Here is a 25,240-nt window from a genome sequence, read left to right as displayed (position 1 = left end):
GGAATGCTGGAAACTTTCGGACATCTGCCCGTCGCTTGGCTGCTCTTTGCAGTGCTCGCCGCGGCTGCTTTCATGGCCTTCTATGTAGGTCGCACGCAGGCCGTGGGCATCGCTCGTGGCTACACATCCCAGCTGAACTCACAGCCAAACTATCATGGCTACTTTGTCGCAATGGCGACGATCGCGCCGGCGGCGATCATTCTGTTCCTCTACATGCTGTTCGGCGAATCCCTTGTTCGCGCGCAGTTCGCCAGTGAACTTCCGGAACGCATCCGCGCGCTCGGCGATCTGGAGCTTGGCCAGTATATTGACCGCATCTCCGAACACGCGACCCGCCGCGACGCCACGGCGACAGGCAATGCCCTCTTCGACGCGGCATCGGATCGCTACACCAACCTTGTAGGTCTCTCGCGTATCGCCGCCATCCTGCTCGCCGTTCTGGCTGCAGCCGGTGGCTTCTTCTTCGGCCGCAGCCGTCTCAGCGGTGACTTCCGTGCACGGGCACGCGTCGAAGACGGCATCAAATTCCTGCTCTTCCTCTGCGCCGCGATCGCCATCCTGACCACGATCGGTATCGTTGCGAGCCTGCTGTTCGAAGCGCTGCGCTTCTTCTCACGCGTAAATGTTTTCAGCTTCCTCTTCGGCACCGAGTGGAATGCGCAGACGGGCGCAGATTTCGGCGCCATCCCGCTTTTCTTCGGCACCTTCCTGATCGCATTCCTCGCAATGCTCGTCGCCGCGCCGATCGGCCTGTTCTCGGCGATCTACCTGTCGGAATATGCAAGCCCACGCGTCCGCAGCATCGTCAAGCCCATCCTCGAACTGCTCGCTGGTATCCCGACAGTGGTCTATGGCTTCTTCGCGCTTCAGTTCGTGGCGCCAATTGTTCGATCAAGCGCCACCTGGATCAACGGCCTACCATTCATTCCGGACGGCTTCCTGGCTGCGCAGCCGACCAGCGCGCTCGCCGCCGGTCTCGTAATGGGCATTATGATCATCCCATTCGTGTCGTCGCTCTCGGATGATGTGATCAATGCGGTGCCGCAGACCTTGCGCGACGGTGCCTATGCCATGGGTGCTACCAAGTCGGAGACCGTAAAACAGGTCGTGATGCCGGCTGCCCTGCCGGGCGTGATTGCTGCCCTGCTGCTGGCCGTCTCGCGCGCTATCGGTGAGACGATGATTGTTGTCATGGCTGCGGGTCAGCGCGCCCAGATCACGCCGGACCCGACGGCCGACCTTACGACAATTACCGTCCAGATCGTCGCCCTGCTGACCGGCGATACAGAGTTCGACAGCGCCAAGACCCTGTCCGCTTTCGCGCTCGGCTTCGTGCTCTTCATCGTCACGCTGATCTTCAATCTAATCGCGCTCCGCGTGGTCAAGAAGTACAGGGAAAAATATGAGTAGCCCGACTGAAGGCCCAGCGAACACCGGCTCCTTCGTTACCGAAGAAGCGCTGCAACGCCTGAAAAAGCGCCACGCCGCAGAAGCGCGTTTCAAGCTGTACGGCCAACTTGCAATTGGTATCGCGATCGTCGCGCTTGTCGCCCTGCTGGTCTCCATCTTTGGACAGGCCAGCAGCGCGTTCTCGCGTCATGTACTGAGCTATGACCTCAACATTGAGGCGAGCTATGTCGATCCGGAAGGCACGCGTGACCCGGATGCGATCGCCCGCAATGTCAGCGGCTTTAACCTCATGCTGCAGGACCAGCTGGCTGACGAATTCCTCGCGGATGATGCTGATCGCAACGATCAGCGCGAACTCTATGGCGTGTTCACCCGGCTCGCCGTCCTGCCGATTGCGCGCGCCACCGCCGATGCCCCAGAGACCATTGGGTCTGAGCAGATTTTCAATGTCGCGCTTGCCGATGACATTGATCTGTTTCTAAAGGGCGGCGTCAGCGCCCGTAAATCTGTCGAGATTGGCACTGTTGCAGCCGGAGAAGGCTCAACCGAGGATGGCGTCACGCTGACACTGGCCTCGCAGGACGACGCTGAAAAGCTCAGCGCAGCGCTTACCGAACTCACCCGTACCGATGTCGACGATGCTCCGGCCGTTGCCCTGATCAAGGCTGGCAACACCTGGTACCGGATGGAAAGCTCCGAAGGCCGCAACCTATCGCTGACCTATCTCGCCGGTCCGCGCGTGCTGCCTGCAGAAGGCGCCGAGATGGAGGCCCTCGTTCTTGCGCAGAGCCAGGAAAACCGCACGGTCACTGACCGTCAGATTGCCTGGACCAAGATCCTGCAGACGCAAGGCCGCGTTAAATCGGTGTTGAACACCAGCCTGTTCACCAATTCAGACAGCACCTATCCGGAACTCGCCGGCACGGCCGCAGCGATTATCGGCTCGCTTCTGACCATGCTGGTCACGGCGCTCCTCGCCATCCCAGTTGGTATCTTTGCAGCGGTCTACCTTGAAGAGTTCGCGCCGAAGAACCGCCTGACGGCACTGATTGAAGTCAATATCAACAATCTTGCCGCTGTACCGTCGATTGTCTTCGGCCTGCTTGGCGCAGCTGTTTTCATCAACTTCATGGGGCTGCCCCGCTCTGTGCCGCTGGTCGGTGGTCTTGTACTTGGCCTTCTGGTCCTGCCGACGGTGATTATCGCATCGCGCGCAGCGCTTACCGCTGTGCCGCCTTCCATCCGCACAGCAGCGCTAGGAGTTGGTGCATCGAAGACCCAGTCGGTCTTCCATCATGTGCTGCCGCTAGCAGCGCCAGGTATCATGACGGGCGCCATTATCGGCATGGCCCGCGCCCTCGGCGAAACCGCCCCACTTCTGCTCATCGGCATGGTCGCCTTCGTTGCAGAAGTTCCCGACGGCCCGATGGACGAGTCGACGGTATTGCCCGTTTTGATCTATAAGTGGTCGACGGGTGCAGAGCGCGCATGGGAACCGCAGACCGCAGCCGCAATTATCGTGCTGCTCGTCTTCCTCGTTCTCATGAATTTGATCGCGATCATTCTCAGACGCCGCTTTGAAAGGAGATGGTAGTCACCATGGACGGAAATATGGAACACTTCACCCAGACCAAATCCTCCGCTCGTGCAGACACCGCCTCTGCGCCAATCAAGGTCGATTGCCAGAACATTGACGTCTATTACGGCGACAAGCGGGCCATCGAAGACATCTCGCTCGAGATCGAAGACCGGTCTGTGACCGCCTTCATCGGCCCATCGGGCTGTGGCAAATCGACCTTCCTGCGCTGCATGAACCGCATGAATGACACGATCGAGTCGGCCAAGGTCACCGGCAAGATCTTCATGGACGGCGCGAACATCAATGACCCGGCCATAGACCCGGTCCTGCTGCGTTCGCGCGTCGGCATGGTGTTCCAGAAGCCGAACCCGTTCCCGAAATCGATCTATGACAATATCGCCTACGGTCCGCGCATCCATGGCCTCGCCTCCGGCAAGGCAGAGATGGACGAGGTCGTCGAGAACTCGCTTCGCAAGGCCGGTCTCTGGGAAGAAGTGAAAGACCGCCTGCAGGCACCGGGCACCGGTCTCTCCGGCGGCCAGCAACAGCGCCTCTGTATTGCGCGCGCCATCGCTGTCAGCCCAGAAGTCATTCTGATGGACGAGCCGTGCTCGGCCCTCGACCCGATTGCGACCGCCAAGATCGAGGAGCTGATCGACGAGCTGCGTGAGCGCTACTGCATCGTGATCGTCACCCACTCCATGCAGCAGGCCGCTCGCGTCTCGCAGAAGACGGCCTTCTTCCATCTCGGCAAGCTTATTGAATACGGTGATACCGAACGGATCTTCACCAATCCTGAGCATGGCCGCACGCAAGACTATATCACTGGCCGCTTCGGTTAAGCGGCAGAGAGACACCCGATATGCCTGACCATATTGTTACAGCCTTTACCGATGAGCTTGAGCACCTTTCGGCAAACCTCCTGCGCATGGGCGGTCTTGCCGAGAGCATGATCATGGATGCGAGCCGCGCCGTTGCGACGTTCGACCTCGAGCTTGCCCGCGACGTCATCAAGCGCGACCGCTCCATCGATGAACTTGAAGTCGAGGCCGAGCGCGCAATCATCCGCCTGATCGCCCTGCGCCATCCGATGGCGGGCGACCTGCGCGCGGTGCTCGGCGCCATGAAGCTGGCTGGCGACATCGAACGTATTGGCGACCTCTGCAAGAACATCGCGAAGCGCTGTCTTGAACTCACCGGCGACGAAAACCGCGCCGCCGTCAAAGGCATTGAGCGCATGTCGCGCGCCGTGTCCCATCAGCTTCAGATGGCGCTGGACTGCTATCTGCGCCAGGACATCGAAGCGGCGAAAATGGTGCTCGATATGGATGACGATATCGACGACCACTATACCTCGCTCTTCCGCGAGACGCTGACCTATATGATGGAAGACCCGCGCCAGATCGGCTCGAACACCCATCTGATCTTCATGGCGAAGAACCTTGAGCGGATCGGCGACCACGCCACCAACATCGCCAAGGCCGTCTACTACATGGTCACCGGCGAAGCGACGACCGGCGCCAAGGTCGAATCCCGGCTTGCCAATGACGAGGGAGAGCAGCGTTGAAGCCTTTCGTCCTGATTGCTGAAGACGAGAAAGCAGTCGCCGAACTGCTCCGCTACAATCTGGAACGTGAAGGGTACGACACTGCCGTCGCCCCCGATGGGGACGAGGCGATGCTCCTGCTTGAGGAGCGCCTGCCAGATCTCGTCCTGCTCGACTGGATGCTGCCAAAGGTGCCCGGCATCGAGGTGTGCCGCCGCATCCGATCCAAGTCTGAAACCGCCAATCTGCCCGTGATCATGCTGACGGCCCGTTCTGAAGAAAGCGACCGTATTCGAGGCCTCGATACCGGCGCAGACGATTATGTCACCAAGCCATTCTCGACGACGGAGCTGATGGCCCGCGTGCGCGCTGTCCTCCGCCGTATCCGCCCTGCCCTCGTCGATGACCGCGTCACCGTGGGCGACATCTCCATCGACCGGACGACGCACACAGTCAGCCGCAATGGCGAAGAGATCCATCTCGGGCCGACCGAATTTCGTCTGCTTGATTACTTCATCCAGCATCCGGGCCGTGTGTTCTCTCGCGAGCAGCTCCTTGATGGTGTCTGGGGATCGGACGTCTATGTCGAGGTCCGGACAGTCGATGTGCATGTCGGCCGGCTCCGCAAGGCGCTGATGAGCAAGGGCGGCGAGGACCCGATCCGGACCGTGCGCGCGGCTGGTTATTCCTTGCGATCGAATTAGGCTTCTGTCTGACCCGCCAAGCCGGGGAAATTATTGTCGCGACGTGTTCCTGCGCCGATGTGAATTGGCAAGACTTACCGCCTGACAGCGCATACCGTCCGCGAAATCTTATGCAGGAGACTGACGATGCGCATTGGTGTGCCGACTGAAATCAAGAAGCAGGAATCGCGTGTCGGCCTGACGCCTGAGAGCGTTGGCGACCTCATCAATTCCGGCCACGAAGTTTTCGTCCAGCAAGGTGCGGGCCTCGGCTCCGGCTTTGCCGATGAAGCCTATACCGATGTCGGTGCAAAAATCGTCGCGGACGCAGACGCAGTGTTCAAGTCTGCCGAGCTCATTGTGAAAGTAAAGGAGCCTCAGCCAGAGGAAACCGCACGCCTCACGCCTGAGCACACGCTCTTTACCTATCTGCACCTCGCACCCGATCCGGTTCAGGCAAAAGGCCTGATCGAATCCGGCTGTACCGCCATCGCCTATGAGACCGTCACCGAGCCCGCTGGCGGCCTGCCGCTTCTGCGCCCGATGAGCCAGGTTGCCGGTCGTATGTCCATGCAGGTTGCGGCCTGGGCGCTGATGCGCACGAAGCGCGGCCGCGGTCTTCTGCTTGGCGGCGTACCCGGCGTGCAGCCTGCCAAAGTCGTCATCATTGGCGGCGGCGTGTCCGGCACCAATGCCGCAGAAATCGCTGTCGGCATGCGCGCCGACGTCACCGTCTTTGACCGCAACAATAACCGCCTCGCAGAGCTCGACGCCCAGTTCAACGGTCTGGTGAAGACGATGTATTCGACCAAGGCAGCGCTTGATGCGGCCGTGAAGGAAGCTGACCTCGTGATCGGCGCAGTTCTGATCCCGGGCGCATCGGCGCCAAAGCTCATCTCCCGCGAGCAGCTTAAGACGATGAAGCCGGGCGCTGTGCTTGTCGATATTGCCATCGACCAGGGCGGCTGTTTCGAGACCTCGAAGCCGACCACGCACGAAGACCCCATCTATGATGTCGACGGCATCCTGCACTATTGCGTCGCCAACATGCCGGGCGCCGTGCCGCGTACATCAACCTACGCGCTGAACAACGCCACGCTGCCTTTTGTCCTGCAGATCGCGAACAAGGGCACGCATGAGGCGCTGAACTCCAACGCGCACCTCGCCAATGGCCTCACCGTGGCTGAAGGCCACATCACGCATGAACAGGTCGCTCAGGACCTCGGCATGACCTACAAGCTGCCCGACTGGTTCAAGCCTAAGGGCTAGACCCTCGTCAGATCTTCCGAAGCGCCGACAGAAGCCCGTCCATATCAGGCGGCAGCGGCGCTTCGGCGAAGACGTCTTCCCCCGTCACTGGATGAACGAAGCCAAGGCTGGCGGCATGCAGGGCCTGCCTGTCGAACTGACGTGCGCGCGTTGTCGCGTCGATGAAGGCCTCACCTGACCCATACGCCTTGATGCCGCGCTGGCGGCCATAAGTCGGATCGCCAATGAGCGGGGCACCGATATGCGCCAGATGCACGCGGATCTGATGCGTGCGGCCGGTCTCCAGGCGACATTCGATCAACGCCGCCGCTGGAAGACCAACGCCCTTGTCGAGTTCACCGAAAGTCTCTTTGGCTTTGTAATGCGTGACAGCGTGACGCCCGTCTTCGCTCTCTTCATCGCGAATGACGGCCATTTTCTTGCGGTCACTAGTGGAGCGGGCAATACGCATGTCTACCGTGCCGACCAGCGGGCGCGGCGCCCCGCGCGTGATGGCGAGATAGGTCCGGTCGATATCGTGCGTCTTGAAAAGCTTCGACAGTCCTGCGTGGGCAGGCTCGGTCTTGGCAACGACGAGGACGCCTGTGGTGCCCTTATCGATCCGGTGCACGATGCCGGGCCGTTCGACGCCTCCGATACCGGGCAGCTCTCCAGCACAATGATGAAGCAAGGCGTTCACCAGCGTGCCCTGCCAGCTGCCCGGCGCAGGATGGACCGCCATACCTGAAGGCTTGTTCACCAGAATGAGGTGCTCGTCCTCGAAAAGGATATCGAGTGGGATGTCTTCAGGCTCTGGTGTCGCTGGCACCGGGTCCGGCATGTCGAGCGTGTAGGTATCGCCTGGCGACACGCCGGCCTTCGGATCGTCGGCCGTCTTGCCGTTAAGGCTGACGGCGCCTTCCTTGATCAAGGCTTTCGCGCGAGACCGCGAAAGTTCCGGCAAGGCTTCGGACAGGAATCGGTCTAGCCTCGTTCCCTTGTCCGCATCCGTCGCAGTGGCAGTGAGTGTGTTCATCGGGACAGCTTATAGACCTTGTTTCGCGGAGTCGTCATGATCGCGCTGTAGACAGGCGAAAATCGATTCCTGAGGAGCGGGCTACAATGAGCAAGATTTCCAGACGTCACTTTCTAGGTTTCAGCGCGGGCGCGGCGGGTCTTGCTGCCTGCGCCACCGAAACCACGGGCAACACGCCGCTGGTCGACAACCGCGCGGCCTTCGCAGGCGAGGTGAGCTTTGACCACGGCGTCGCATCTGGCGACCCGCTCAGCGATGGCGTCATCGTCTGGTCACGGGTCACACCGGATGATGAAGATTCGCAGTCACCAGTGCCAGTGACTGTCCGCCTCTACAGCGATCAAGCGATGCGCATGCTCGCAGCAGAAACCCAGCTGAACGCCACATCCGCGCGCGACTTCACGCTCAAGGCAGACATTCAGGGCCTGCAGGCCGACACTGAATACTTCTACCAGTTCATGGCCCGCACGACATCCGGCGATGTCGTTTCCCCCGTCGGGCGGACGAAGACCGCCCCTGCCTCAGGCAAGCCGCCTGTAACCTTCGCCGTCGTGTCGTGCTCGAATTTCCCGTTCGGCTATTTCAACGTCTATGACGCCATTTCCAAGCGCACGGACCTCGACGCCGTGATCCATCTTGGCGACTATCTCTATGAGTACGGCGTCGACGGCTATGGCGGCCAGGCTGGTCAGGAAATTGACCGCAACCACGAGCCGCCGATGGAAATCGTCTCACTCGGCGACTACCGGACCCGGCACGCCCAGTACAAGCGCGACCCGATGCTTCAGGCCGCCCACGCCGTCGCCCCCTGGATATGCACTTGGGACGACCACGAAAGCACCAACAATTCCTACCGGACAGGCGCTGAAAACCATCAGCCGGAAACCGAAGGCAATTGGAGTGACCGTAAGCAGGCTGCCGTTCAGGCCTATCTGGAATGGATGCCAGTTCGCGACCCGGAAGTGGGCCGCGCCACAGGCGGGATCTACCGCAGCTTCAGCTTTGGCGACACCGCCAGCGTCTTCTGCCTGGAGTCGCGCCTGACAGGCCGCTCGGACGAAATCTCATGGGGCGCAGAACTGGCTGGCGTTGCCCCTGACGCCATCCCGGCAAAGGCGCAGGACGTCATGGGGCGCGTCAGCGATGAGAGCCGCACCATGCTTGGCCGGGTTCAGGAAGAATGGCTCGACGGCGAGCTGCAGTCCTCTGTCTCAAGCGGCAAGACATGGCAGGTCCTCGCCAATCAGGTCATCATGGCCCGTGTGCGTCCGCCAAACCTGATGGAAACGCTGACCGATGCGCAGAAAGCCGCGCAGAGCGGATACGTCGCCCAGATGATACCGTTCAGCCAGCTTGGCCTACCCTTCAACCTTGATGCCTGGGATGGCTTCCCCGCCGCACGTGAGCGCCTCTACGCATCGGCGACGGCGTCAAATGCACGGCTCGTAACCCTGACCGGCGACACGCACACTGCCTGGGCCAATACGCTGCATGACAGCGCCGGCGCGCCCCGCGGGGTCGAATTTGGCTGCACCTCGGTCACCTCGCCCGGCCTTGGCACCTACATCAAGGACGTGCCGGACCTTGGCGACCAGTTTGCGGCCGCCAACGAGGATGTGAACTGGTACAAGGTGGACGGCCACGGCTACACGCTGGTGACGCTGACCGCGGACGATGTGACCTCGGAATATGTCGAAGTCTCTGGCGTTCGCGACCAGTCCTACACCACGGGTTCTATCGCCCGCTTCCGTGCTACCCGTACCGACGACGGCATGACGGCGCTCGAACGCGCCTAGCCGCGGCCCCGATAGGTCGGCACACCTGTGTCCGGAACGATGAGGTCTTCTGGCGGACATCCTGTCTGCCAGAAGACATCGATCGGAATACCGCCGCGCGGATACCAGTAGCCGCAGATCCGCATCCAGGTCGGGTCCAGCAGGTCCTGCAGGCGCTTGCCGATGGCTACGGTACAATCCTCATGGAAGGCGCCGTGATTGCGGAATGAGGTCATGTAGAGTTTCAGGCTCTTGCTCTCGACCAGCCACTCGCCCGGCGCATAATCGATAACGATGTGCGCAAAGTCCGGCTGACCGGTGACAGGGCACAGCGACGTGAACTCCGGCACGGTAAAGCGCGCCAGATAAAGCGTTCCCGCATGCGGGTTCTTCACACGCTCCAGCTCTGCCGCTTGAGGCGAAGCGGGAATGGCGCTTGACCCGCCAAGCTGTTCAAGACCGGTATAGATATTATCGCTCATGGATCAGAAACCTCCGATGCGCGGCAGAATGCCGAAGCTGAGCGACATGTAGACCGCATAGGCAAGAAGCAAGACTGCGCCTTCCCAGCGCGCCAGCTTTCGCCCGGTATATGCAAACAGAACAAGCAGGAAAACGGACAGGGCCAGCGCCCCCATGTCCTGCATGGTGACGAGGCTTGTCATCTCGCCATATTCCATGGCGCTGACGTCGACGGGCGTTCCGGCGGCAGGCTCCTGGGTGGACATGAGGCTAAACGGGAAGACCGCAGCCGACACACCCATGATGCCCAGAATGTTGAAGATGTTGGAGCCGATGACATTGCCGAGAGCGACATCAGCTTTTCCCTTCAGCGCAGACACGACGGAGGTCACAAGCTCTGGCAGGCTGGTCCCGACAGCAACAATGGACAGGCCGATGACGGTCTCCGAAATGCCGAACATGCGCGCCAGATCAGAGCCGCCCTGCACCAGGAAACGCGCCCCAAAGATCACACCAGCAATGCCGCCCAGAGCGAGCAGCAATGAGATCAGCAGAGGCTCCCTGGTCTCGACGACCTCTGCTTCGCCGGAATGAACCTCGCTTGCTGCAGATCCCTTCCGCTTATCGAGGAGCACTGAAAGAACGAGATACACAGCCAGGACACCGATGAAGGCGAAACCCGTCATTCGGGTGAAACCGTCAATCCAGATGACGGCTGCGAAAACAGCGGTGACAGCCACCATGAACAGACCGTCGCGAGCGAGTGCTCGCGGGTTTGTGACGATGGGTGAAATCACGCACGCCGCCCCGATCACCAACAACACGTTTGCGATGTTCGAACCAATTACGTTGCCGATTGAAAGGCCCGTCGCGCCGTCAGACAGCGCCTGAAGGCTTGTGACAAGTTCAGGCATGGATGTGCCGAACCCCACCAGGGTCAGGCCGATAAGGAGCTCTGACATCCCCAATCTGCGCGCGACGCCAACCGATCCGCGCACGAGGAATTCGCCGCCTGCAAACAGCAGGACCAGGCCGCCGATAATGAGGCCAATCATCATTGTCATGTCCATCTATCTCCCAACCAGAACGGCATTCTGCTCTCGCGCGACAGGTAATCACTGCAGCGAATTCCCTTGCGGGATTAAACGGCTACACTGGTCGCGTGAATGGAAAGGAAAATCAATGCGTCTTGCATACCAGGCCCCACTTCTCGCAGCCTGTCTCTTTCTGGCGTCCTGTGCCTCGCAAGTGCCAGCCAGCGTTCCTGCGAACTCGGCTTCGCTTCAGACCGAGCGCATCGAAGCTGTGATCCAGAAGCAGGCTAATGCCTGGAATCGCGGCGATATCGACGCCTTCATGGATGGCTATTTGCGCTCATCCGAACTGCGCTTCGCTTCAGGCGGCACCGTCACGCGCGGGTTCGAGCCAACGCTTGCGCGCTACAAGGCGCGGTACGACACGCGCGAGGCGATGGGCACGCTGTCGTTCACTGAACTAGAAACCGTCGTTCTGTCCGAAGATGCCGCCGTGCTTCATGGTCGCTGGCAGCTTACACGCGAGAATGACACCCCGTCGGGCCTCTTCACGCTCGTCTTCCGCAAGATTGGCGGCGACTGGCAGATTATCAGCGACACAACGACTTCGGCAGACTGATTGCGCTTGGCGGCTGCTTCGACATAGACAGGCGAAGACGGCAGCAGGCATCGTGAATGGGGGCGAACAGGATGGCGCGCGCTACGCTAGATCTTGAGACACATACATCGCGGCTGGAAGCAGCCATCGAAAGCATCTGGTTTCGTAATCTGATCACGGCGCTGATCATCCTGAACGCGATTGTTCTGGGTATTCTCACCTATCAGGAAGACCTGCCGCCTACGCTGGTCGTCTCCCTTAACGGCATCGACCGGGCGATCACCTATATTTTCGCGGTCGAGATTTTCCTGAAACTCGTCGTCTACCGCCTTCTTTTCTTCCGCTCCGGCTGGAACTGGTTCGACTTCATCGTCGTCGGCATATCGCTGGCGCCGGGAAGCGAAGCCTTCTCCGTCCTGCGGGCGCTGCGCGTTTTGCGGGTGCTAAGGCTGCTCCATGTCGTTCCGATGATGAAGCGCATTACCGAAGCGCTCCTGAAAGCCTTGCCGGGCATGGGCGCCATCGTCGCTGTCCTGGCCCTGCTGACTTACGTCTACGCCGTCATGGCGACCAACATGTACGGCAACACCGACAATGAAGAAGTGCTGGAGCTTTTCGGCGATTTGCCAAGCTCTGCCTTCTCGCTGTTTCAGGTCATGACGATGGATGGATGGCGGTTCGAAGTTGTCCAGAAGGTTATCGATGACGGCCACCCATGGGCCTGGCTTTTCTTCATCACCTTCATCTTCATCGCGAGTTTCGCCGTCCTGAACCTCTTCATCGCCCTCGTCGTCGAAGCCCTCGCCGCTGAGCAGAGAGCCGCGACCGATGAGTTGCTGGAAGACATCGAGGAAGACGTCGAGCACGCCGAGGAAGAGCGTGACGAGATCCTGAAACTGCTGACCTCCCTGCGGGAGGAAATGGCCAGCCTGCGCGCCGCCGTTGATCGGCGTGATAGCCACGGTAAGACCAGCGAATAGCAGTGAATTCTCACGAACTCGTAATGCTTATTATCGTCATTTGTGAGTATAGGTTACTGTCCCCCAAGCCCGATCCGAATATACTGGCAGTCTAATGAGCCTTTGGCAGTTGCTCATCGATGGCGGAAAACGCCTCTTCGATCCCGATACGCCGGAAGAGCCGGTCGGGAGCGAACAGGCCTGCGCGCCTGATCCCAATGATGTCGGCTTCACCGCAGCGGTGATCGGTCTCAGCGCCAAGATGGCGGCGGCGGATGGCCGGGTCAGCGATGCCGAAGTGATGATGTTCTCGCGCATCTTTCGTGCTTCGCCCGAGGACGAAGCACAGGTCCGGCGCGTCTTCCGCATCGCCCAGCAGACAGTGCGCGGATACGAAGCCTACGCCCGCAAGATCGGCAAGAAATACTCCGCGCGCCCATGTCTGCTCGAAGGCGTCCTCGATGGACTGTTCATGATCGCCGGCGCCGATGGCGCAGTGACCAGCGACGAGATGGATTATCTCCGGACAGTTTCAGAGGCCTTCGGCTTTGACGAAACGACCTTCCGGCGCATCCGGGCGAGCCATCTCGGGCCGGACCGCGATGATCCCTACCACATCCTCGGTGTCGCACATGACGCTGCCTTCGACGACATCCGCCGCGCCTATCGCCGCCTGATGGCAGATAACCACCCCGACCGGATTGTCGGGAATGGCGCCCCGCGCGAGTTTGAACTCGCCGCGCATGACAAGGCTGCCGCCATCACGGGCGCTTATGCGCGCATTCGGGCAGAACGAGGCCTGATTGCGGCAAACTGAGGGATTCCGCCGCAGAGAGATTGATTCCGGCGCTTTCAGCCTTCACATTCGTCTGCAGGAGACACGCACATGACATCAGCACGCACCCCGATTTCAGCAGACCTGTTCCTCAGCCGGATTGCTTACGCCTTCAAAGAGGCGGCACGCTGGACACTCAAGGGCCTGCTTGCGATCGCGATCGTGTTCATGGCTGGCGTCATCGCAGTGATCACTGCTGCCGCTGGCCTGTTCATCGCAGCCGTTGCGGTCCTGCTGAAGCTCACGACAGGAAAGGCAGCGCCGCGCCGGGCGCAATATGCCGGTGGTGAGACAGACGAAAGCGGCATCACGCTGGAAGCCCATCGCACCGCACGCGGCTGGACTGTCGAACGCTAGGCTGCTTCACGCACGCCCGGCTGCGGCTCTCTAAAATCAGGTTCCGAATACGCTCGACTGCGCCTTGAATGCGGCAGCATCAACCTCGTGGCGCAGTGGCTTTCCAGTGAGGAAGCTGGACAGGTTTTCCAGAAACTGTTCGTCATTACGCCGGTCTGTGCCCTCAGTCGTCGGCGCGGTGTGCGCCGTCAGCGTAATGGCCGGATGTCCCCATAGCGGGCTTTCTGGCGACAGTGGCTCCTGGCGGGTAACATCCAGCGCGGCATGCGCTGGCCGCCCCTGATCGAGCGCCGCTATCAGCGCGTCTTCATCGACAAGCGGGCCGCGCCCCACATTGAGGAACAGGCTTCCCGGCGACATCGCCGCGAAGAAGTCGGCATTGCCAAGGTTTTCCGTCTGCGCTGTCAGCGGGCAACAGAAGAGCACTGCATCGGCCAGGCCAATATCCTCAGGCGTCAGCTGATCTGGATGCAGCATATGGTCGGCAAATGGAGACACCGCGCTAGAGCGGCGCACGCCCGTCACATGTGCGCCTAGGGCTTTCAGGCGTCGCCCGGCATTCTCGCCGATGTGGCCAAACCCATAGATCAGCCACCTTGTCTCTCCGACCTCACGGAAAGGCACCTTCTGCCACTTCCGGTCCTGTTGAGACCTCCGGCGCGCGGCCCCTTCCCCAAAGAAGTCGAAAGCCGCCCAGAGAACCCACTCAGCGATGGCGTGTGCCTGTACATGGCTGACCGTGTAGATTTCGGCCTTCTGTCCGACCTTCTGCAGAAACTCGTTATCGAGGCCGGCGGCAATCGATTGAAACCAGGCAAGGCGAGGCGCGGAATAGACCTCTTTCACAAAGTCGCGCACGGCCGTGCTGAAAAAAGCGTCGGTATTGCCATATGCAATGACACCTTTGGTCCCTTCACCGCCCCATGGGCGCCTGAATTGCGAACTATCGTTTAAGGTGTGAGGCGCTATTTGTTCAGCCAGCGGCTTGAGACGGGCCTCCAGCCGGGAGAAAGTTCTTTCATGTATAAGAAGATCGTACAAATCGCGCTCCCGTGCCTGCTTGGAGTGGCCTTTCTGCCAGTGGAGGCAGCGCATGGCCAGTACCAGGCAGAGGGAGAATACGCAGACGTCCGAAGCCAGGACTATCTACGCGACGTCGTGGCCCTCTCTTCGACGCTTGGCTCTGCCCACGCCCTGCGCGTGCTGTGTAATGGGCGCAATGACCAGTACTGGCGCAGCTATATGCAGGATCTGCTGAGCCTCGAAGCGCCCTATCAGGGCCGTCTGCGTACCTCGATGGTCGATGCCTTTAACACGGCCTATTCGGCAGAGGCAGCACGCAGGAATTCCTGTGACGACGGCGCGGTGTCAGCCGAACGTGTCTATGCTTCGACGGGTGAGCGACTTGCCAATGCGCTGGTACAGGCGAACCTTCCTGAAAGCGCGCGCGGGAGCGAGAACTAGTCCTCGCGCTTGACCCGCGCCTTGCCGCGGCCGATGGCAAGCGCCTTCACCGCACCCCTGAACGTACGAACTTCCTGGCTGGTCCACTGACCGCGGATAAACGCGTTGCGTAGATTGCGGGTCATGAGCGGCGTCTTGTCCGGCGGATAGAAATAGCCCGCGCGCTCCAGCTCATACTCAAAATGCTCGAACATGCCGATTAGCTCGGACCGGCTCGCCACATCACTGACGCCAGCTTCAGCGCCCTCAAAACGGCCTTCCTGCCCTGCAGCCTCGCCCCATGCATGAGCGAACACAATGACGGCCTGAGACAGGTTGAGCGAGGCAAAGGCCTTATTGACCGGATAAGTCATGATCGCATCGCTGAGCGCGACATGGTCATTGTGGAGGCCCTGCGCCTCATTACCGAACATGATGCCGGTTTTCAGAGACTGCTGGCAAACAAGCTCTACCGCGCCAGCTGCGGTCACCACGGGCTTTTCCATGCCGCGCGGACGCGCCGTGGCCGCGATCAGGTAGCCTAGATCGGCGCAGGCTTCTTCGACACTGTCGAACACCGTCACCTCGACGCCCGCCTCAAACGCGCCTGCTGACATCGGTTCTGCCGCCGGGTTCGGCCATCCATCCCGCGGCGCCGCGATACGAAGTTCGGTCAGTCCGAAATTCAGCATTGCGCGCGCGGTCGAGCCTATGTTTTCGCCGAGCTGTGGCTCCGCGAGAATAATAATTGGCTTGTCTGTGTCAGTCATTCGCCTGAATAGTCCGGCCACTCCATCGAACGGAACTGGCCATTGGCAGTAAACTGGGGCTCAAGCCCCGCATCCTGCAGCAGGTCGCGAAGCGCCCGGCGCGGCTGGCTCAATTCATCTTCGACGATGGCACGAATACGTTCGCGCTGCCTTGGCGTCGCCCCCATCAGTTGCAGCGAGGTAAAATAGACCTGCTTGTCGATCACATGATCCGAGCTTCGAGCCGCCCAGTCGCTCAGCCCATCCCAGAAGCCAAACAGATTGCGCTGCTTGAGATAGCCATCGGTCGCCAGGGCAATGAAGTCGCCGCAGGCATAGGGACCGGAGGAGGCGCCGCGCTCGAGTGCGGTTTCCAGCGAGCCGCCTTCGAGCGTCGTCACGCAGTCTTCAAAAGCATTCTGATAGACCGATGAAAGAAACCCGTCCGGCGCATCCATATCCGATGCGATCAGCTGGTAGGCGATGGAATTGGCAAAGCCGTCATGGATCCAGGCAGCTTCTGGCCCACCAAGGACAACACCGTTCCGGGTTTGGAACAGGCCCACGAGTTCGCGGATCGTGTACCAGTGCAGATAGGCGAGCGCATCACTATTGCGGTTGGAGAAGCCCTGCCCGCCCAGCTCCAGCATGATCTGGCTGCCCAACACGCTCCCCTCAAGCGAAAGACCGCGCGCCTGCGCGCCCTTGTAGGCAACAATGACAGAAATATCGCGCTCCAGCTCCGCACCCCACCGGCTTTCCAGTGTGCCAAGAAACCCCTCAACGGCCCCCGGCAAGCCGGACGACAACCATTCCGGCAGATAAGGGTCTGCAAGAAATGAGAAGCCATCCTTAGAGGCGTACTCACCCTCTCCGATATAAACGTACTGGTCCTGCACCGGCGCACTCAACGTGTCTTCCGAAACAGCAGCACTGGTCAGGACTGGCCCTTCTGCTTCGACTGTAAGGGTCATCGCCAACGTGTCAGACGACAGGGCACCCAGATCGCCGTCCAACGCTTCGACGCTCGCGATATCCTTGAACCCGACAAGTTCGAACTGCGCGTCGTGCACGGCGATGCCGCCACCAGCAAACGTGACAAACGGCGTCGGGTCATTTGGCAGCTGCCCTGTCAGGGGGATGATGCTGAACTCGATCACACCAACCGGTTCATCCATCACGATCACATCGACGCCATCCAGCCTTCCAAGGCGAACACCTTCAGTCTCAGGCGACCAGGTCGCGGACCGGTAGCCCGTCTGCGAATGCGCGAGTGCATACACAGGCTGCGGCGCATCGAAGCTGTAACGGACAAACCAGTTGCCATCGTCTCTCGGACCGACCGTGACGCTGGCCACTGAAGTGTCTCGACCTGCCTGTCGTGACTGCGCATTTGAAGGCACGGCGAGCACGCAGAGGCTCAGCGTGGCGGCAAGACTTAGTCGGGTGAGTTTCATGGGTACGCTCAATCAGCTGTTGCAGGCGCGAATACCGCTTTTGACCATTCGACCCCTTCTGCTATAGCCGCCCGGGATACAGTGCAACTAAGAGGACTTTCACACGATGGCAAAGATCAAGGTCAAGAATCCGGTCGTCGAGCTCGACGGCGATGAGATGACCCGCATCATCTGGCAGATGATCAAGGACCGCCTCATCCACCCCTACCTCGATATCGATCTCAAATATTTCGACCTCGGCATCGAAGCGCGCGACGAAACCGATGACCAGATCACCGTCGACGCTGCAAACGCCATCAAGCAATACGGCGTTGGTGTTAAGTGTGCGACCATTACACCGGACGAAGCCCGCGTTGAGGAATTCGGCCTTAAGAAGATGTGGCGTTCGCCAAACGGCACGATCCGTAACATCCTCGGCGGCGTCGTCTTCCGTGAGCCGATCGTGATCTCCAACGTGCCGCGCCTGGTGCCAGGCTGGACCCAACCAATCGTCATTGGCCGTCACGCATTCGGCGACCAGTACCGCGCAACCGACTTCAAATTCCCTGGCAAGGGCAAGCTGACGATGAAGTTCGAAGGCTCTGACGGCACCGTCATCGAGCACGAAGTGTTCGACGCGCCGTCCTCCGGTATCGCCATGGGCATGTACAACCTCGACGAGTCGATCCGCGACTTCGCTCGCGCATCGTTCAACTTCGGTCTGTCGCGCAAGTGGCCTGTCTACCTGTCGACCAAGAACACGATCCTGAAAGCCTATGATGGCCGCTTCAAGGACCTGTTCCAGGAAGTGTTCGACAATGAGTTCGCCGATGCTTTCGCTGAGTTCGGTGGCACCTATGAGCATCGCCTGATCGACGACATGGTCGCAGCTGCCATGAAATGGTCCGGCGGCTATGTCTGGGCCTGTAAGAACTATGACGGCGACGTCCAGTCCGACACCGTCGCCCAAGGCTTCGGTTCGCTTGGCCTCATGACCTCCGTTCTGATGTCGCCAGACGGCAAGACGGTCGAAGCTGAAGCCGCACACGGCACAGTGACCCGTCACTACCGCAACCACCAGAAGGGCGAAGCGACCTCGACCAACTCGATCGCCTCGATCTACGCCTGGACCCGTGGCCTCGCCCACCGTGGTCGTCTCGACAACACGCCTGAGGTCACCAAGTTCGCTGAAGACCTCGAGCAGGTCGTCATCGAGACCGTTGAAAGCGGCAAGATGACCAAGGACCTCGCGCTTCTCATCGGTCCAGATCAGGACTGGCTCACCACCGAAGGCTTCCTCGAAGCCGTGGCAGAGAACCTCGAAAAGAAGATGGCATAAGGCTTCACGCCCTTTGACCAGAATACGAAGCCCCGGCCATACCGCCGGGGCTTTTCTTTTGTCTATTTCTGCTTTGCTTGCCCTGGAATGCTGATAGGAGCCTCTTAGGGGGACAATCGATGTCAGACGCACAGGAACGGGCAAAACAGCCGGGCTGCCTCTGGGCAGCCGGAGCATTTTTTTGCCTGCTACTGGTTGGTGTTGTGTCGGCGCTGATCTTTCAGCCCGAAAAACTCGGGCAAGTGAAGCGATGCCTCGGCCCAATCATGGACACCGATCCACCGCTTGAGAACACGTGCGACTTCCCGATCAATGCGGAGCTTTGCCTTTACTCAAAGACGGCCGACGACATCTGCGAGACGAAACGGCTGGAGCCGGGCCAAGGCTTCGACCGGGCCGAGATTGAGGCCGACCTCGCACGTCTCGGCGGACTGCTTCGGGCAGAAACCTATGCCTGCAAGCTGCCTTACATGCCCGGCATGGTCGAGGATATGAATACAAAGCGGATGAAACAGGGCTGCCTGCCAGAGGGGGAAACACGCCAATGAAAAAGTTGCTCTCGAAAGTACCGAACTGGCTGCGCATCGTCCTGGTTGTCGTACTGGTCACGATTGGCGCCAACATCCTGTCGCGCTTCACCAATCCTTCCGCGCATGCAGGCGCCAATGACTGTCTTTCGCGGGACGGCGATATCGGCCCCTACAAGAATTCCTGCGAGAAGCCGATCAATGCGCGCTACTGCTTTCGGTCTGCCGGGCTGCAGAAGACCTGCGGCGTCGTTGAACTCGCTCCGGGCGAGACGATGAGTGACCTTCGTGAAGAGGCCGACGCCGCGCGCGAAACCCACGACTTTAACCGGACGACAGTGCATGCCTGCGCCCTGCCCTACGTTCCGCAGGACGTGCCGAGCACGAATAATAGCGCGCGCATAGTCGATGGTTGCCGCAAACCCCGTGACTAGTCGCGGTGGTCTAGCGGGCAAAGCCTAGCCGTTGATGATGATCGGATCGCCCGGCTTGGACATGGGCGCGGCTTCTTCGATCGCGATTGGTCCTTCGCAGATATCGGTCAGCCGGCCACGCTGGCGCTCGGACACAGGCTGAGGAATGCGATCTTCGTAGCCATCGGCAATGAGGTCGCAATCGCAGTCGACGCCTTCGATCTTCTCGCCATCGATGAGGTGTTCGACAATCTTGCATCCGGCTTCGTCGGCCTTGGTCCACATCCGCGTATTGAAGCTCTGCCCGCTCTCAGTGTCCCAGCTCGTCGAGATGGAGCGGCAGATTTCCTCAGCCGCTGCAGGAAGGCATACGGCGATGGCGGCGATAACAAGAAGACGCTGTTTCATACTGCAAACCAAAGCATGAACTGGGCCAGTCCATCCAGCCCTAATCAATGATGACGTGTTCCTCATTGAACCAGAGAGGCGAGCGCGGCAAGTCGATAAACTTGCGCTCATCCTCTAGCAGGGCTGCGCCCGCTTCGGCATTTCCTTCGTTCTGGCCCGCCTCGAACAGCGCGTCCCAGCTTTCGAAGTAGATTTCCGCGATGCCGTCATACATGTCCGGCGCATCCCGGCTGGCGCGCATCACACCGTTAAAGTCATGGGTCAGCGCATGCACCTGCACATAGCGCGCAATACCCAGCGTCTTGGCATGCTTTGCGACCAGCGGAGCATGGTTCTCTCGCCAATAAGTCTGGAATTCATCCCGGCTGAGATGCGGCAGCCTGTGCAGGCAGAATGTAAGCTTGATCATAGAAGTCCTCCCTTATGTTTCGGGAAGACTAGCGCGGAAACGGCCTAATCGACCAGTTCGTAGCGATAGGACTCGATCACCGTGTTCGCGAGCAGCTTCTCGCACATTTCCTTGACGCGGGCGTCCGCCTTGTCCTTGGCAACGCCTTCAAGATCGAGCTCGATCACCTTGCCGATACGCGCGCTGTGCACTTCGTCATAGCCCATCCGGCCAAGCGTGTCGGCAACCGCCTTGCCTTGCGGGTCAAGAACACCGGGTTTCAGGCCGACATGGACAATGGCTTTCATGACACTCGTCTCCGCTCGGAATCGACGCTGCTGCGTCCTTGTGATCTGACGTCCTATTGAAAGGCGAGCGCCGCTGCAACTGCGCCCGCCACACCAAGTGCACCGACGATCCACGGCGCGCGATTGAGCCAGGTGAAAGCCGCGACCCGCTTCTTGAAATCCGCCCGGTCATTCACGTTCGGAAAAGACCTGTCCGGTACAGGCACGCCAAGAAACTCACACAGTGGCTCCCACCCTTCCTTCGGATGGAAAACCAGCAGGCGCTCAGCCGGAATCTCAGCCTTCACGGCCGCTTCATGTTGCTCGAAGATTTTGCGCGCATAGTCACGATCCTCGAACCTGCCATGAAACACCCGATCCCAGATCGTGCTGTAGGTCATTTCCTTGATCTTGCGGACCTGCGGAATGAACGTCATCCAGTTCGGGATTTTCTTGCTGACCGGGTAGATCGTTTCCAGCGCGCTTTCATACCAGCTGTCAAAGCTGCGCGTCGTGAGAATCACCTTGGCGTCTGGATAGTGGGCCGAAAGCTCTCGCCAGTAAGCGGAAGATGGAAAATCGACGCTCGCCTGAAAGCCGTCAAACACTTCATCCCAGTCAGGCTCTTCACCGCGTCCAATTGAATTCCAGCTATTGAGCTGAAACTCGCTAGGAAAGACTTCCATCATATGATGGCATTTCTCGAAGCCGAGCTGTTCGAGCGCCACCTTCATGGAAAGCGTGCCGGTGCGGCCAAAGCCTGCGCCCACAACCTTGAGTGCCATATCCTGTCCCCCTGAGGGGAAGGCTACTTCATGCCACTTGTGAAGTCGATCACATCGCCGCCCTGCGCGCTTTCCTTGATGATACCAAGGCGCCGGGCAACTTCCGCATAGGCCTCCGTCACGCCGCCAAGGTCACGGCGGAACCGGTCCTTGTCGAGCTTTTCATTGGTCTCATAGTCCCACAAACGGCAGCTATCAGGGCTGATCTCATCCGCAAGAATGGTGCGAACCATCTCGCCTTCGAAATGGCGGCCGAACTCGAGTTTGAAGTCGATCAGGCGAATGCCGACTGCCGAGAAAAGACCGGACATGAAGTCGTTGATCCGCAGCGCGAGCGAGACGATGTCGTCCATCTCCTGCTGGCTGGCCCAGCCGAAAGCCGCGATGTGCTCTTCAGAAACGAGCGGGTCGCCCAGCTCATCCTTCTTGTAGCAGAACTCGACAATGGCGCGCGGCAGCGTTTCGCCTTCCGGAATGCCAAGGCGCTTGGACATGGTGCCCGCAGCGACGTTTCGCACGATCACTTCCAGCGGAATGATCTCCACCTTCTTGATCAGCTGCTCACGCATATTGAGGCGCTTGATGAAGTGGTTCGGAATACCGACCGCTGACAGGCGGGTCATCAGGAATTCGCTGATGCGATTGTTCAGGACGCCCTTGCCGTCAAGCACGGCTTTCTTCTCAGCGTTGAACGCCGTCGCATCATCCTTGAAATACTGGATCAGGGTGCCGGGCTCTGGTCCTTCGTAAAGGATCTTGGCCTTGCCCTCATAAATCATGCGTCTGCGTGACATCGCTATCCCTCCGCCAAGGGGAGACGCGCTGTAGGATCAGCCGCTCTGCGCCCCCAAGAACAAGGCGGAGTGATAACGCGAGTGCTCTTGCTAAACAAACGATGATTCAGCAGGCGCCCTTGGGGTTGCGGCACTGGCGCACCGCTCTAGCGTCTTGCGCAGGCGGGGCATGGCAATCTATATCCCGGCAAAGCCAGTCATGCCCAATCAAGAGGAGGGCTTACCATGAGCACATTCGACGATCGCGAGCGCGCCGAGGAAGCAAAATATGCGCACGACAGCGCGCTGCAGTTCAAGATCATGAACCGCCGCAACAAGCTGCTCGGCCTCTGGGCTGCGGACCTGATGAACCTGTCTGGCACCGAGGCTGAGGCTTACGCCAAGTCCGTGGTCATGTCCGACCTTGAAGAGCCGGGCGACGAAGACGTTTTCCGCAAGGTTCGCGGCGATTTCGATGCCAAGGGCGTAGACCGCTCTGATGCGCGCATCCGTGAGCACATGGCAGAACTGCTGGCCGTTGCGCGCGAGCAGATCATGAAAGAAGTCAAGGACTAGGCCTGACGCTTACCGCTTCCGGGCCGCTGCCGCAGCGGGCCACAGCATGTAAGCCGACCGCGAGCAGGCCTTGAAGCAAGCGCCTGTTCGCCACACATTCCCTGCAGATACCGGGAATTTCCGATTGGAGACGAGAATGAGCGACGACGTCCAGCAAGCCATCGACAAGGCCGTGAAGAGCAACGATGTGGTGCTTTTCATGAAAGGCACGCCGACCTTCCCGCAATGCGGCTTCTCCTCGGTGGTCGTTCAGGTCCTCGACTATCTCGGCGTCGACTACGCCGCGACGAACGTGCTCGAAGACCAGGCCATCCGTGAGGGCATCAAGGTCTATTCCGATTGGCCGACCATCCCGCAGCTTTACGTCAAAGGCGAATTCGTCGGCGGCTGCGACATCATCAAAGAGATGTTCGAAAGCGGTGAACTGAAAGAGTTCATGGCCGAAAAAGGCATCGAGATGGAAGCGGCCTGACGGCCTCGAACACCTAGGACACTTGGACGCCGCAGTTTCTGGACTGCGGCGTTTTTTATGCCTTCTTCCTCATGGCCACTCCGGCTCAAGCTGCTAGGCTGCTCCAAAAAGGGCGGAGGAGACACCCATGACGGCTTGGCTGAAAGACGGGAATACGGCGGTCGTAACCGGCGCAGCGGGAGGGATTGGGCTCGAGGCGGCTCGACGTTTTTCAGCGGCCGGTATGAACGTCGTTCTGGCCGACGTGAATGCCGAAGCACTTGAACAGGCGAAGGCGTCTATCCCGAATTCTGGGGGCGGCCTTCTTACCAAGGTCTGCGATGTCGCAGACCCTACCTCAGTACATTCCCTTTTTGAAACCGCCACGACGGAGTTCGGACCGGTCCACTGCCTGATGAATAATGCGGGTATCGCACGGATGGGCACAAAGCCCTGGGAGGATATCGACGCTTTTAAAAGCATGCTGGATGTCAATCTCATGGGCGTGGTGCAGGGTTGCCACGCCTTCATTCCATCAATGCTGGCGCACGGATCGCCGGGCGCCATCATTAACACCGCGTCCAAACAGGGAATCACGCGTCCTCCTGGAAACTATGCCTACAATCTCTCCAAGGCTGGCGTGCTAGCCTACACCGAAAGCGTGGCGCACGCGCTTCGCGCCGAAGAGGACTGCAAACTGGCTGCCCATCTGCTCGTGCCCGGCTTTGTCTACACGCCCATGATAAGTCGCTTCATTCCACAAAAGCCGCCATTTGCAGCCACAGCCGAGGAGACCGTCGATTTCATGATGGACCGTCTCGGCGACGGTGACTTCTACATCATTTGCCCGGACAATGAGACGCCGCGCAGTCTGGACGAGAAGCGCATCCAGTGGACGGCGGACGACATCATAAAGAACCGCCCTGCTCTCTCGCGCTGGCATCCAGACTATGAGGAAGCCTACAAGAAATTCGTACAGGACTAGCCGTCAACGCTGACTCAACTACCGTTGCTGTCAATCTGCCACGCCGCCCACATCCGCCAGCGAAAGGCTCGCCATCATGTTAAAAGCCGTACTGCTTGCCCTCGGCGCACTTGCCGTCTCAAATGCCGCATCCGCCGAAGACTGGGCCGCGCAGGCGCAGAAGCACACCGCTGAACTCGACGCCTTTGAGTTCGGCACCGGCGAAACCATGCCGATCACCATGACCTATTACACCCTCGGCACACCGCAGCGGGATGCCGAGGGCAAGATCACCAATGCCGTCATGTTGCTCCACGGGACGGGCGGCAGCGGCACATCCCTTCTACGCCCCCTATTCGGCCATGAACTGTTCGGCCCGGGCCAACCGCTGGACCTCGCAGACACTTACATCATCTCGCCCGATAATCTCGGCCACGGCGACAGCTCCAAGCCGAGCGACGGCATGCGGCTCGATTTCCCACGCTATGATTATGACGACATGGTCCGCGCCCAGCACCGCATGCTGACAGAGGACGCAGGCGTCGATGGCCTCGACATGATCATCGGCACCTCCATGGGCTGCATGCACAGCTTCGTCTGGGGCCCTGAGTATCCAGGCTTCGTAGACCGTTTCGTCCCGCTTGCCTGCAACGCCATCGAGATCGCGGGCCGCAACCGCATGTTCCGCCAGATGATCATCGACGGCTTTGAGGACGACCCCGACTATGACAGTGGCAATTACGAAGACGCCGCTGACCTGGAAACGGGCCAGCTCATCTATGCGAACACGCTCATTCTGGCGGGTGGAAACCCTTACCGCCTTCAGGCTGAAGCCCCGACGCGGGAAGCCGCGATTGAGGCCCTGCACGCCTCGCAGGAGGGGCTGAAAGCCCGCGCCGTCGACCCGAACGACACGATCTACCAGTTCGATGCGTCACGCACCTACAACCCTGCCCCGCGCCTCTCTGAAATCGAGGTGCCCGTGCTCTGGATCAATTCCGCTGACGATTTCATCAACCCGCCCGGCCTCGGCGATCCTGAAGTCCTCGCCGCCCGGATGCCAAACGCCCGCTTCGTGCTCATTCCAGCCAGCGAAGAAACCCGCGGCCACGGCACGCACACGGCCGCCGCCATCTGGAAGGATGAGCTGGTCGCGTTTCTGGACGAGGGACGCTAGCG

Annotated in this window: 30 protein-coding genes; 19 read left to right on the top strand and 11 right to left on the bottom strand. The window is 59.9% G+C overall.

Features of this window, described 5'->3' with window-relative positions; all coding sequences use genetic code 11:
• The first annotated feature begins 3 nt into the window (after positions 1–3).
• The 6 genes from pstC to ald all read left to right on the top strand — a co-directional run bounded on the left by pstC (position 4) and on the right by ald (position 6,487).
• On the top strand, positions 4–1,410 hold the full coding sequence (gene pstC, locus D1222_RS13765; protein ID WP_119454835.1) for a phosphate ABC transporter permease subunit PstC: 1,407 nt from the start codon (positions 4–6) through the stop codon (positions 1,408–1,410).
• A complete protein-coding gene (gene pstA / locus D1222_RS13760; RefSeq protein WP_119454834.1) occupies positions 1,403–3,004 on the top strand; it encodes a phosphate ABC transporter permease PstA in 1,602 nt (533 codons plus the stop codon). The genes pstC and pstA overlap by 8 nt, the downstream gene beginning before the upstream one ends.
• A gap of 5 nt (positions 3,005–3,009) precedes the next feature.
• Positions 3,010–3,831, top strand: a complete 822-nt coding sequence (gene pstB / locus D1222_RS13755; RefSeq protein ID WP_119454833.1) for a phosphate ABC transporter ATP-binding protein PstB — start codon at positions 3,010–3,012, stop codon at positions 3,829–3,831.
• Between the two features lie 20 nt (positions 3,832–3,851).
• The gene (gene phoU, locus D1222_RS13750) at positions 3,852–4,556 is read left to right on the top strand and encodes a phosphate signaling complex protein PhoU (RefSeq protein WP_119454832.1); all 705 of its coding nucleotides are present in this window, start codon (positions 3,852–3,854) and stop codon (positions 4,554–4,556) included.
• On the top strand, positions 4,553–5,239 hold the full coding sequence (gene phoB, locus D1222_RS13745) for a phosphate regulon transcriptional regulator PhoB (RefSeq protein WP_119454831.1): 687 nt from the start codon (positions 4,553–4,555) through the stop codon (positions 5,237–5,239). Before phoU ends, phoB begins: the two co-directional genes overlap by 4 nt.
• A 126-nt stretch (positions 5,240–5,365) precedes the next feature.
• Positions 5,366–6,487 (top strand): alanine dehydrogenase, encoded by a 1,122-nt coding sequence (gene ald, locus D1222_RS13740; RefSeq protein WP_119454830.1) that lies wholly within the window; start codon positions 5,366–5,368, stop codon positions 6,485–6,487.
• Between the two features lie 7 nt (positions 6,488–6,494).
• On the opposite strand, the gene D1222_RS13735 is transcribed toward ald, so the two are convergent.
• Complete coding sequence (locus D1222_RS13735) at positions 6,495–7,502, bottom strand: RluA family pseudouridine synthase (protein ID WP_119454829.1); 1,008 nt, start codon at positions 7,500–7,502, stop codon at positions 6,495–6,497.
• 86 nt (positions 7,503–7,588) lie between these two features.
• Between D1222_RS13735 and D1222_RS13730 the strand changes: the two genes are divergently transcribed.
• On the top strand, positions 7,589–9,298 hold the full coding sequence (locus tag D1222_RS13730; protein WP_119454828.1) for an alkaline phosphatase D family protein: 1,710 nt from the start codon (positions 7,589–7,591) through the stop codon (positions 9,296–9,298).
• On the opposite strand, the gene queF is transcribed toward D1222_RS13730, so the two are convergent.
• Both queF and D1222_RS13720 read right to left on the bottom strand, forming a co-directional pair.
• Positions 9,295–9,759 carry a preQ(1) synthase gene (gene queF, locus D1222_RS13725; protein ID WP_119454827.1) on the bottom strand — a complete coding sequence of 155 codons (465 nt, stop codon included), beginning with the start codon at positions 9,757–9,759 and terminating at the stop codon, positions 9,295–9,297. The two genes, D1222_RS13730 and queF, sit on opposite strands and share 4 nt — an antisense overlap.
• A 3-nt stretch (positions 9,760–9,762) precedes the next feature.
• A complete protein-coding gene (locus D1222_RS13720; protein WP_119455182.1) occupies positions 9,763–10,803 on the bottom strand; it encodes a calcium/sodium antiporter in 1,041 nt (346 codons plus the stop codon).
• A gap of 118 nt (positions 10,804–10,921) precedes the next feature.
• On the opposite strand from D1222_RS13720, the gene D1222_RS13715 reads away from it, so the two are divergent.
• The 4 genes from D1222_RS13715 to D1222_RS13700 all read left to right on the top strand — a co-directional run bounded on the left by D1222_RS13715 (position 10,922) and on the right by D1222_RS13700 (position 13,522).
• Positions 10,922–11,392: a YybH family protein gene (locus D1222_RS13715; RefSeq protein ID WP_119454826.1), complete on the top strand. Its 471-nt coding sequence runs from the start codon at positions 10,922–10,924 to the stop codon at positions 11,390–11,392.
• A 71-nt stretch (positions 11,393–11,463) separates the two neighbouring features.
• Positions 11,464–12,351, top strand: coding sequence for an ion transporter (locus D1222_RS13710; protein ID WP_119454825.1), 888 nt, complete (start codon positions 11,464–11,466; stop codon positions 12,349–12,351).
• Positions 12,352–12,445: 94 nt separating this feature from the next.
• Positions 12,446–13,147 carry a molecular chaperone DjiA gene (locus D1222_RS13705; protein ID WP_233348774.1) on the top strand — a complete coding sequence of 234 codons (702 nt, stop codon included), beginning with the start codon at positions 12,446–12,448 and terminating at the stop codon, positions 13,145–13,147.
• Positions 13,148–13,216: 69 nt separating this feature from the next.
• The gene (locus D1222_RS13700; RefSeq protein ID WP_119454823.1) at positions 13,217–13,522 is read left to right on the top strand and encodes a hypothetical protein; all 306 of its coding nucleotides are present in this window, start codon (positions 13,217–13,219) and stop codon (positions 13,520–13,522) included.
• A 36-nt stretch (positions 13,523–13,558) separates the two neighbouring features.
• Here D1222_RS13700 and D1222_RS13695 read toward each other — a convergent pair whose 3' ends face one another.
• Complete coding sequence (locus tag D1222_RS13695; RefSeq protein WP_182481992.1) at positions 13,559–14,380, bottom strand: NAD(P)-dependent oxidoreductase; 822 nt, start codon at positions 14,378–14,380, stop codon at positions 13,559–13,561.
• Between the two features lie 162 nt (positions 14,381–14,542).
• Between D1222_RS13695 and D1222_RS13690 the strand changes: the two genes are divergently transcribed.
• The gene (locus D1222_RS13690; protein ID WP_119455181.1) at positions 14,543–14,986 is read left to right on the top strand and encodes a TIGR02301 family protein; all 444 of its coding nucleotides are present in this window, start codon (positions 14,543–14,545) and stop codon (positions 14,984–14,986) included.
• Here D1222_RS13690 and D1222_RS13685 read toward each other — a convergent pair.
• Positions 14,983–15,735: an RNA methyltransferase gene (locus D1222_RS13685; protein WP_119454821.1), complete on the bottom strand. Its 753-nt coding sequence runs from the start codon at positions 15,733–15,735 to the stop codon at positions 14,983–14,985. The genes D1222_RS13690 and D1222_RS13685 overlap by 4 nt on opposite strands.
• A complete protein-coding gene (locus D1222_RS13680) occupies positions 15,732–17,171 on the bottom strand; it encodes a hypothetical protein (RefSeq protein WP_147371881.1) in 1,440 nt (479 codons plus the stop codon). Before D1222_RS13680 ends, D1222_RS13685 begins: the two co-directional genes overlap by 4 nt.
• A 106-nt stretch (positions 17,172–17,277) precedes the next feature.
• Here D1222_RS13680 and D1222_RS13675 point away from each other — a divergent pair, with 106 nt between their 5' ends.
• The 3 genes from D1222_RS13675 (at position 17,278) to D1222_RS13665 (ending at position 19,450) form a co-directional block, all read left to right on the top strand.
• Positions 17,278–18,489: an NADP-dependent isocitrate dehydrogenase gene (locus tag D1222_RS13675; protein ID WP_119454819.1), complete on the top strand. Its 1,212-nt coding sequence runs from the start codon at positions 17,278–17,280 to the stop codon at positions 18,487–18,489.
• A gap of 119 nt (positions 18,490–18,608) precedes the next feature.
• Positions 18,609–19,037 (top strand): hypothetical protein, encoded by a 429-nt coding sequence (locus D1222_RS13670; protein WP_119454818.1) that lies wholly within the window; start codon positions 18,609–18,611, stop codon positions 19,035–19,037.
• The gene (locus D1222_RS13665) at positions 19,034–19,450 is read left to right on the top strand and encodes a hypothetical protein (protein ID WP_119454817.1); all 417 of its coding nucleotides are present in this window, start codon (positions 19,034–19,036) and stop codon (positions 19,448–19,450) included. The genes D1222_RS13670 and D1222_RS13665 overlap by 4 nt, the downstream gene beginning before the upstream one ends.
• A 24-nt stretch (positions 19,451–19,474) precedes the next feature.
• On the opposite strand, the gene D1222_RS13660 is transcribed toward D1222_RS13665, so the two are convergent.
• From D1222_RS13660 to purC, 5 genes are read right to left on the bottom strand one after another with little or no spacing between them, the layout of a single operon-like run.
• Positions 19,475–19,837, bottom strand: coding sequence for a hypothetical protein (locus tag D1222_RS13660; protein WP_119454816.1), 363 nt, complete (start codon positions 19,835–19,837; stop codon positions 19,475–19,477).
• 40 nt (positions 19,838–19,877) lie between these two features.
• Positions 19,878–20,246, bottom strand: a complete 369-nt coding sequence (locus tag D1222_RS13655) for an EthD domain-containing protein (RefSeq protein ID WP_119454815.1) — start codon at positions 20,244–20,246, stop codon at positions 19,878–19,880.
• Between the two features lie 44 nt (positions 20,247–20,290).
• The gene (purS, locus tag D1222_RS13650; RefSeq protein ID WP_119378789.1) at positions 20,291–20,533 is read right to left on the bottom strand and encodes a phosphoribosylformylglycinamidine synthase subunit PurS; all 243 of its coding nucleotides are present in this window, start codon (positions 20,531–20,533) and stop codon (positions 20,291–20,293) included.
• A 53-nt stretch (positions 20,534–20,586) separates the two neighbouring features.
• Positions 20,587–21,297, bottom strand: a complete 711-nt coding sequence (locus D1222_RS13645) for a sulfotransferase family protein (RefSeq protein WP_119454814.1) — start codon at positions 21,295–21,297, stop codon at positions 20,587–20,589.
• A gap of 23 nt (positions 21,298–21,320) precedes the next feature.
• Complete coding sequence (purC, locus tag D1222_RS13640) at positions 21,321–22,091, bottom strand: phosphoribosylaminoimidazolesuccinocarboxamide synthase (protein WP_119454813.1); 771 nt, start codon at positions 22,089–22,091, stop codon at positions 21,321–21,323.
• Between the two features lie 225 nt (positions 22,092–22,316).
• On the opposite strand from purC, the gene D1222_RS13635 reads away from it, so the two are divergent.
• The 4 genes from D1222_RS13635 to D1222_RS13620 all read left to right on the top strand — a co-directional run bounded on the left by D1222_RS13635 (position 22,317) and on the right by D1222_RS13620 (position 25,238).
• Positions 22,317–22,646 (top strand): DUF1476 domain-containing protein, encoded by a 330-nt coding sequence (locus D1222_RS13635; protein WP_119454812.1) that lies wholly within the window; start codon positions 22,317–22,319, stop codon positions 22,644–22,646.
• 136 nt (positions 22,647–22,782) lie between these two features.
• Complete coding sequence (gene grxD / locus D1222_RS13630) at positions 22,783–23,118, top strand: Grx4 family monothiol glutaredoxin (protein WP_119454811.1); 336 nt, start codon at positions 22,783–22,785, stop codon at positions 23,116–23,118.
• A gap of 127 nt (positions 23,119–23,245) precedes the next feature.
• Positions 23,246–24,082, top strand: coding sequence for an SDR family NAD(P)-dependent oxidoreductase (locus D1222_RS13625; protein WP_119454810.1), 837 nt, complete (start codon positions 23,246–23,248; stop codon positions 24,080–24,082).
• Between the two features lie 76 nt (positions 24,083–24,158).
• Positions 24,159–25,238 (top strand): alpha/beta fold hydrolase, encoded by a 1,080-nt coding sequence (locus D1222_RS13620; protein WP_119454809.1) that lies wholly within the window; start codon positions 24,159–24,161, stop codon positions 25,236–25,238.
• The last annotated feature ends 2 nt before the right edge of the window (positions 25,239–25,240 follow it).

It is taken from the genome of Henriciella algicola (assembly GCF_003576245.1).
GTDB lineage: Bacteria > Pseudomonadota > Alphaproteobacteria > Caulobacterales > Hyphomonadaceae > Henriciella > Henriciella algicola.
This window is presented reverse-complemented; position numbering and strand designations above follow the sequence as displayed.

What these genes read in the sequence shown, in the direction of transcription:
- D1222_RS13690 (WP_119455181.1), top strand. Translation starts at nt 14,543, where the DNA reads ATGTATAAGAAGATCGTACAAATCGCGCTCCCGTGCCTGCTTGGAGTG.
- D1222_RS13635 (WP_119454812.1), top strand. Translation starts at nt 22,317, where the DNA reads ATGAGCACATTCGACGATCGCGAGCGCGCCGAGGAAGCAAAATATGCG.
- D1222_RS13710 (WP_119454825.1), top strand. Translation starts at nt 11,464, where the DNA reads ATGGCGCGCGCTACGCTAGATCTTGAGACACATACATCGCGGCTGGAA.
- D1222_RS13625 (WP_119454810.1), top strand. Translation starts at nt 23,246, where the DNA reads ATGACGGCTTGGCTGAAAGACGGGAATACGGCGGTCGTAACCGGCGCA.
- D1222_RS13675 (WP_119454819.1), top strand. Translation starts at nt 17,278, where the DNA reads ATGGCAAAGATCAAGGTCAAGAATCCGGTCGTCGAGCTCGACGGCGAT.
- D1222_RS13645 (WP_119454814.1), bottom strand. Translation starts at nt 21,297, where the DNA reads ATGGCACTCAAGGTTGTGGGCGCAGGCTTTGGCCGCACCGGCACGCTT.
- D1222_RS13680 (WP_147371881.1), bottom strand. Translation starts at nt 17,171, where the DNA reads ATGAAACTCACCCGACTAAGTCTTGCCGCCACGCTGAGCCTCTGCGTG.
- D1222_RS13655 (WP_119454815.1), bottom strand. Translation starts at nt 20,246, where the DNA reads ATGATCAAGCTTACATTCTGCCTGCACAGGCTGCCGCATCTCAGCCGG.
- D1222_RS13620 (WP_119454809.1), top strand. Translation starts at nt 24,159, where the DNA reads ATGTTAAAAGCCGTACTGCTTGCCCTCGGCGCACTTGCCGTCTCAAAT.
- D1222_RS13730 (WP_119454828.1), top strand. Translation starts at nt 7,589, where the DNA reads ATGAGCAAGATTTCCAGACGTCACTTTCTAGGTTTCAGCGCGGGCGCG.
- pstC (WP_119454835.1), top strand. Translation starts at nt 4, where the DNA reads ATGCTGGAAACTTTCGGACATCTGCCCGTCGCTTGGCTGCTCTTTGCA.
- ald (WP_119454830.1), top strand. Translation starts at nt 5,366, where the DNA reads ATGCGCATTGGTGTGCCGACTGAAATCAAGAAGCAGGAATCGCGTGTC.
- grxD (WP_119454811.1), top strand. Translation starts at nt 22,783, where the DNA reads ATGAGCGACGACGTCCAGCAAGCCATCGACAAGGCCGTGAAGAGCAAC.
- purC (WP_119454813.1), bottom strand. Translation starts at nt 22,091, where the DNA reads ATGTCACGCAGACGCATGATTTATGAGGGCAAGGCCAAGATCCTTTAC.
- pstB (WP_119454833.1), top strand. Translation starts at nt 3,010, where the DNA reads ATGGACGGAAATATGGAACACTTCACCCAGACCAAATCCTCCGCTCGT.
- D1222_RS13700 (WP_119454823.1), top strand. Translation starts at nt 13,217, where the DNA reads ATGACATCAGCACGCACCCCGATTTCAGCAGACCTGTTCCTCAGCCGG.
- D1222_RS13720 (WP_119455182.1), bottom strand. Translation starts at nt 10,803, where the DNA reads ATGACAATGATGATTGGCCTCATTATCGGCGGCCTGGTCCTGCTGTTT.
- pstA (WP_119454834.1), top strand. Translation starts at nt 1,403, where the DNA reads ATGAGTAGCCCGACTGAAGGCCCAGCGAACACCGGCTCCTTCGTTACC.
- D1222_RS13685 (WP_119454821.1), bottom strand. Translation starts at nt 15,735, where the DNA reads ATGACTGACACAGACAAGCCAATTATTATTCTCGCGGAGCCACAGCTC.
- D1222_RS13660 (WP_119454816.1), bottom strand. Translation starts at nt 19,837, where the DNA reads ATGAAACAGCGTCTTCTTGTTATCGCCGCCATCGCCGTATGCCTTCCT.
- D1222_RS13715 (WP_119454826.1), top strand. Translation starts at nt 10,922, where the DNA reads ATGCGTCTTGCATACCAGGCCCCACTTCTCGCAGCCTGTCTCTTTCTG.
- D1222_RS13670 (WP_119454818.1), top strand. Translation starts at nt 18,609, where the DNA reads ATGTCAGACGCACAGGAACGGGCAAAACAGCCGGGCTGCCTCTGGGCA.
- queF (WP_119454827.1), bottom strand. Translation starts at nt 9,759, where the DNA reads ATGAGCGATAATATCTATACCGGTCTTGAACAGCTTGGCGGGTCAAGC.
- purS (WP_119378789.1), bottom strand. Translation starts at nt 20,533, where the DNA reads ATGAAAGCCATTGTCCATGTCGGCCTGAAACCCGGTGTTCTTGACCCG.
- phoU (WP_119454832.1), top strand. Translation starts at nt 3,852, where the DNA reads ATGCCTGACCATATTGTTACAGCCTTTACCGATGAGCTTGAGCACCTT.
- D1222_RS13665 (WP_119454817.1), top strand. Translation starts at nt 19,034, where the DNA reads ATGAAAAAGTTGCTCTCGAAAGTACCGAACTGGCTGCGCATCGTCCTG.
- D1222_RS13735 (WP_119454829.1), bottom strand. Translation starts at nt 7,502, where the DNA reads ATGAACACACTCACTGCCACTGCGACGGATGCGGACAAGGGAACGAGG.
- D1222_RS13705 (WP_233348774.1), top strand. Translation starts at nt 12,446, where the DNA reads ATGAGCCTTTGGCAGTTGCTCATCGATGGCGGAAAACGCCTCTTCGAT.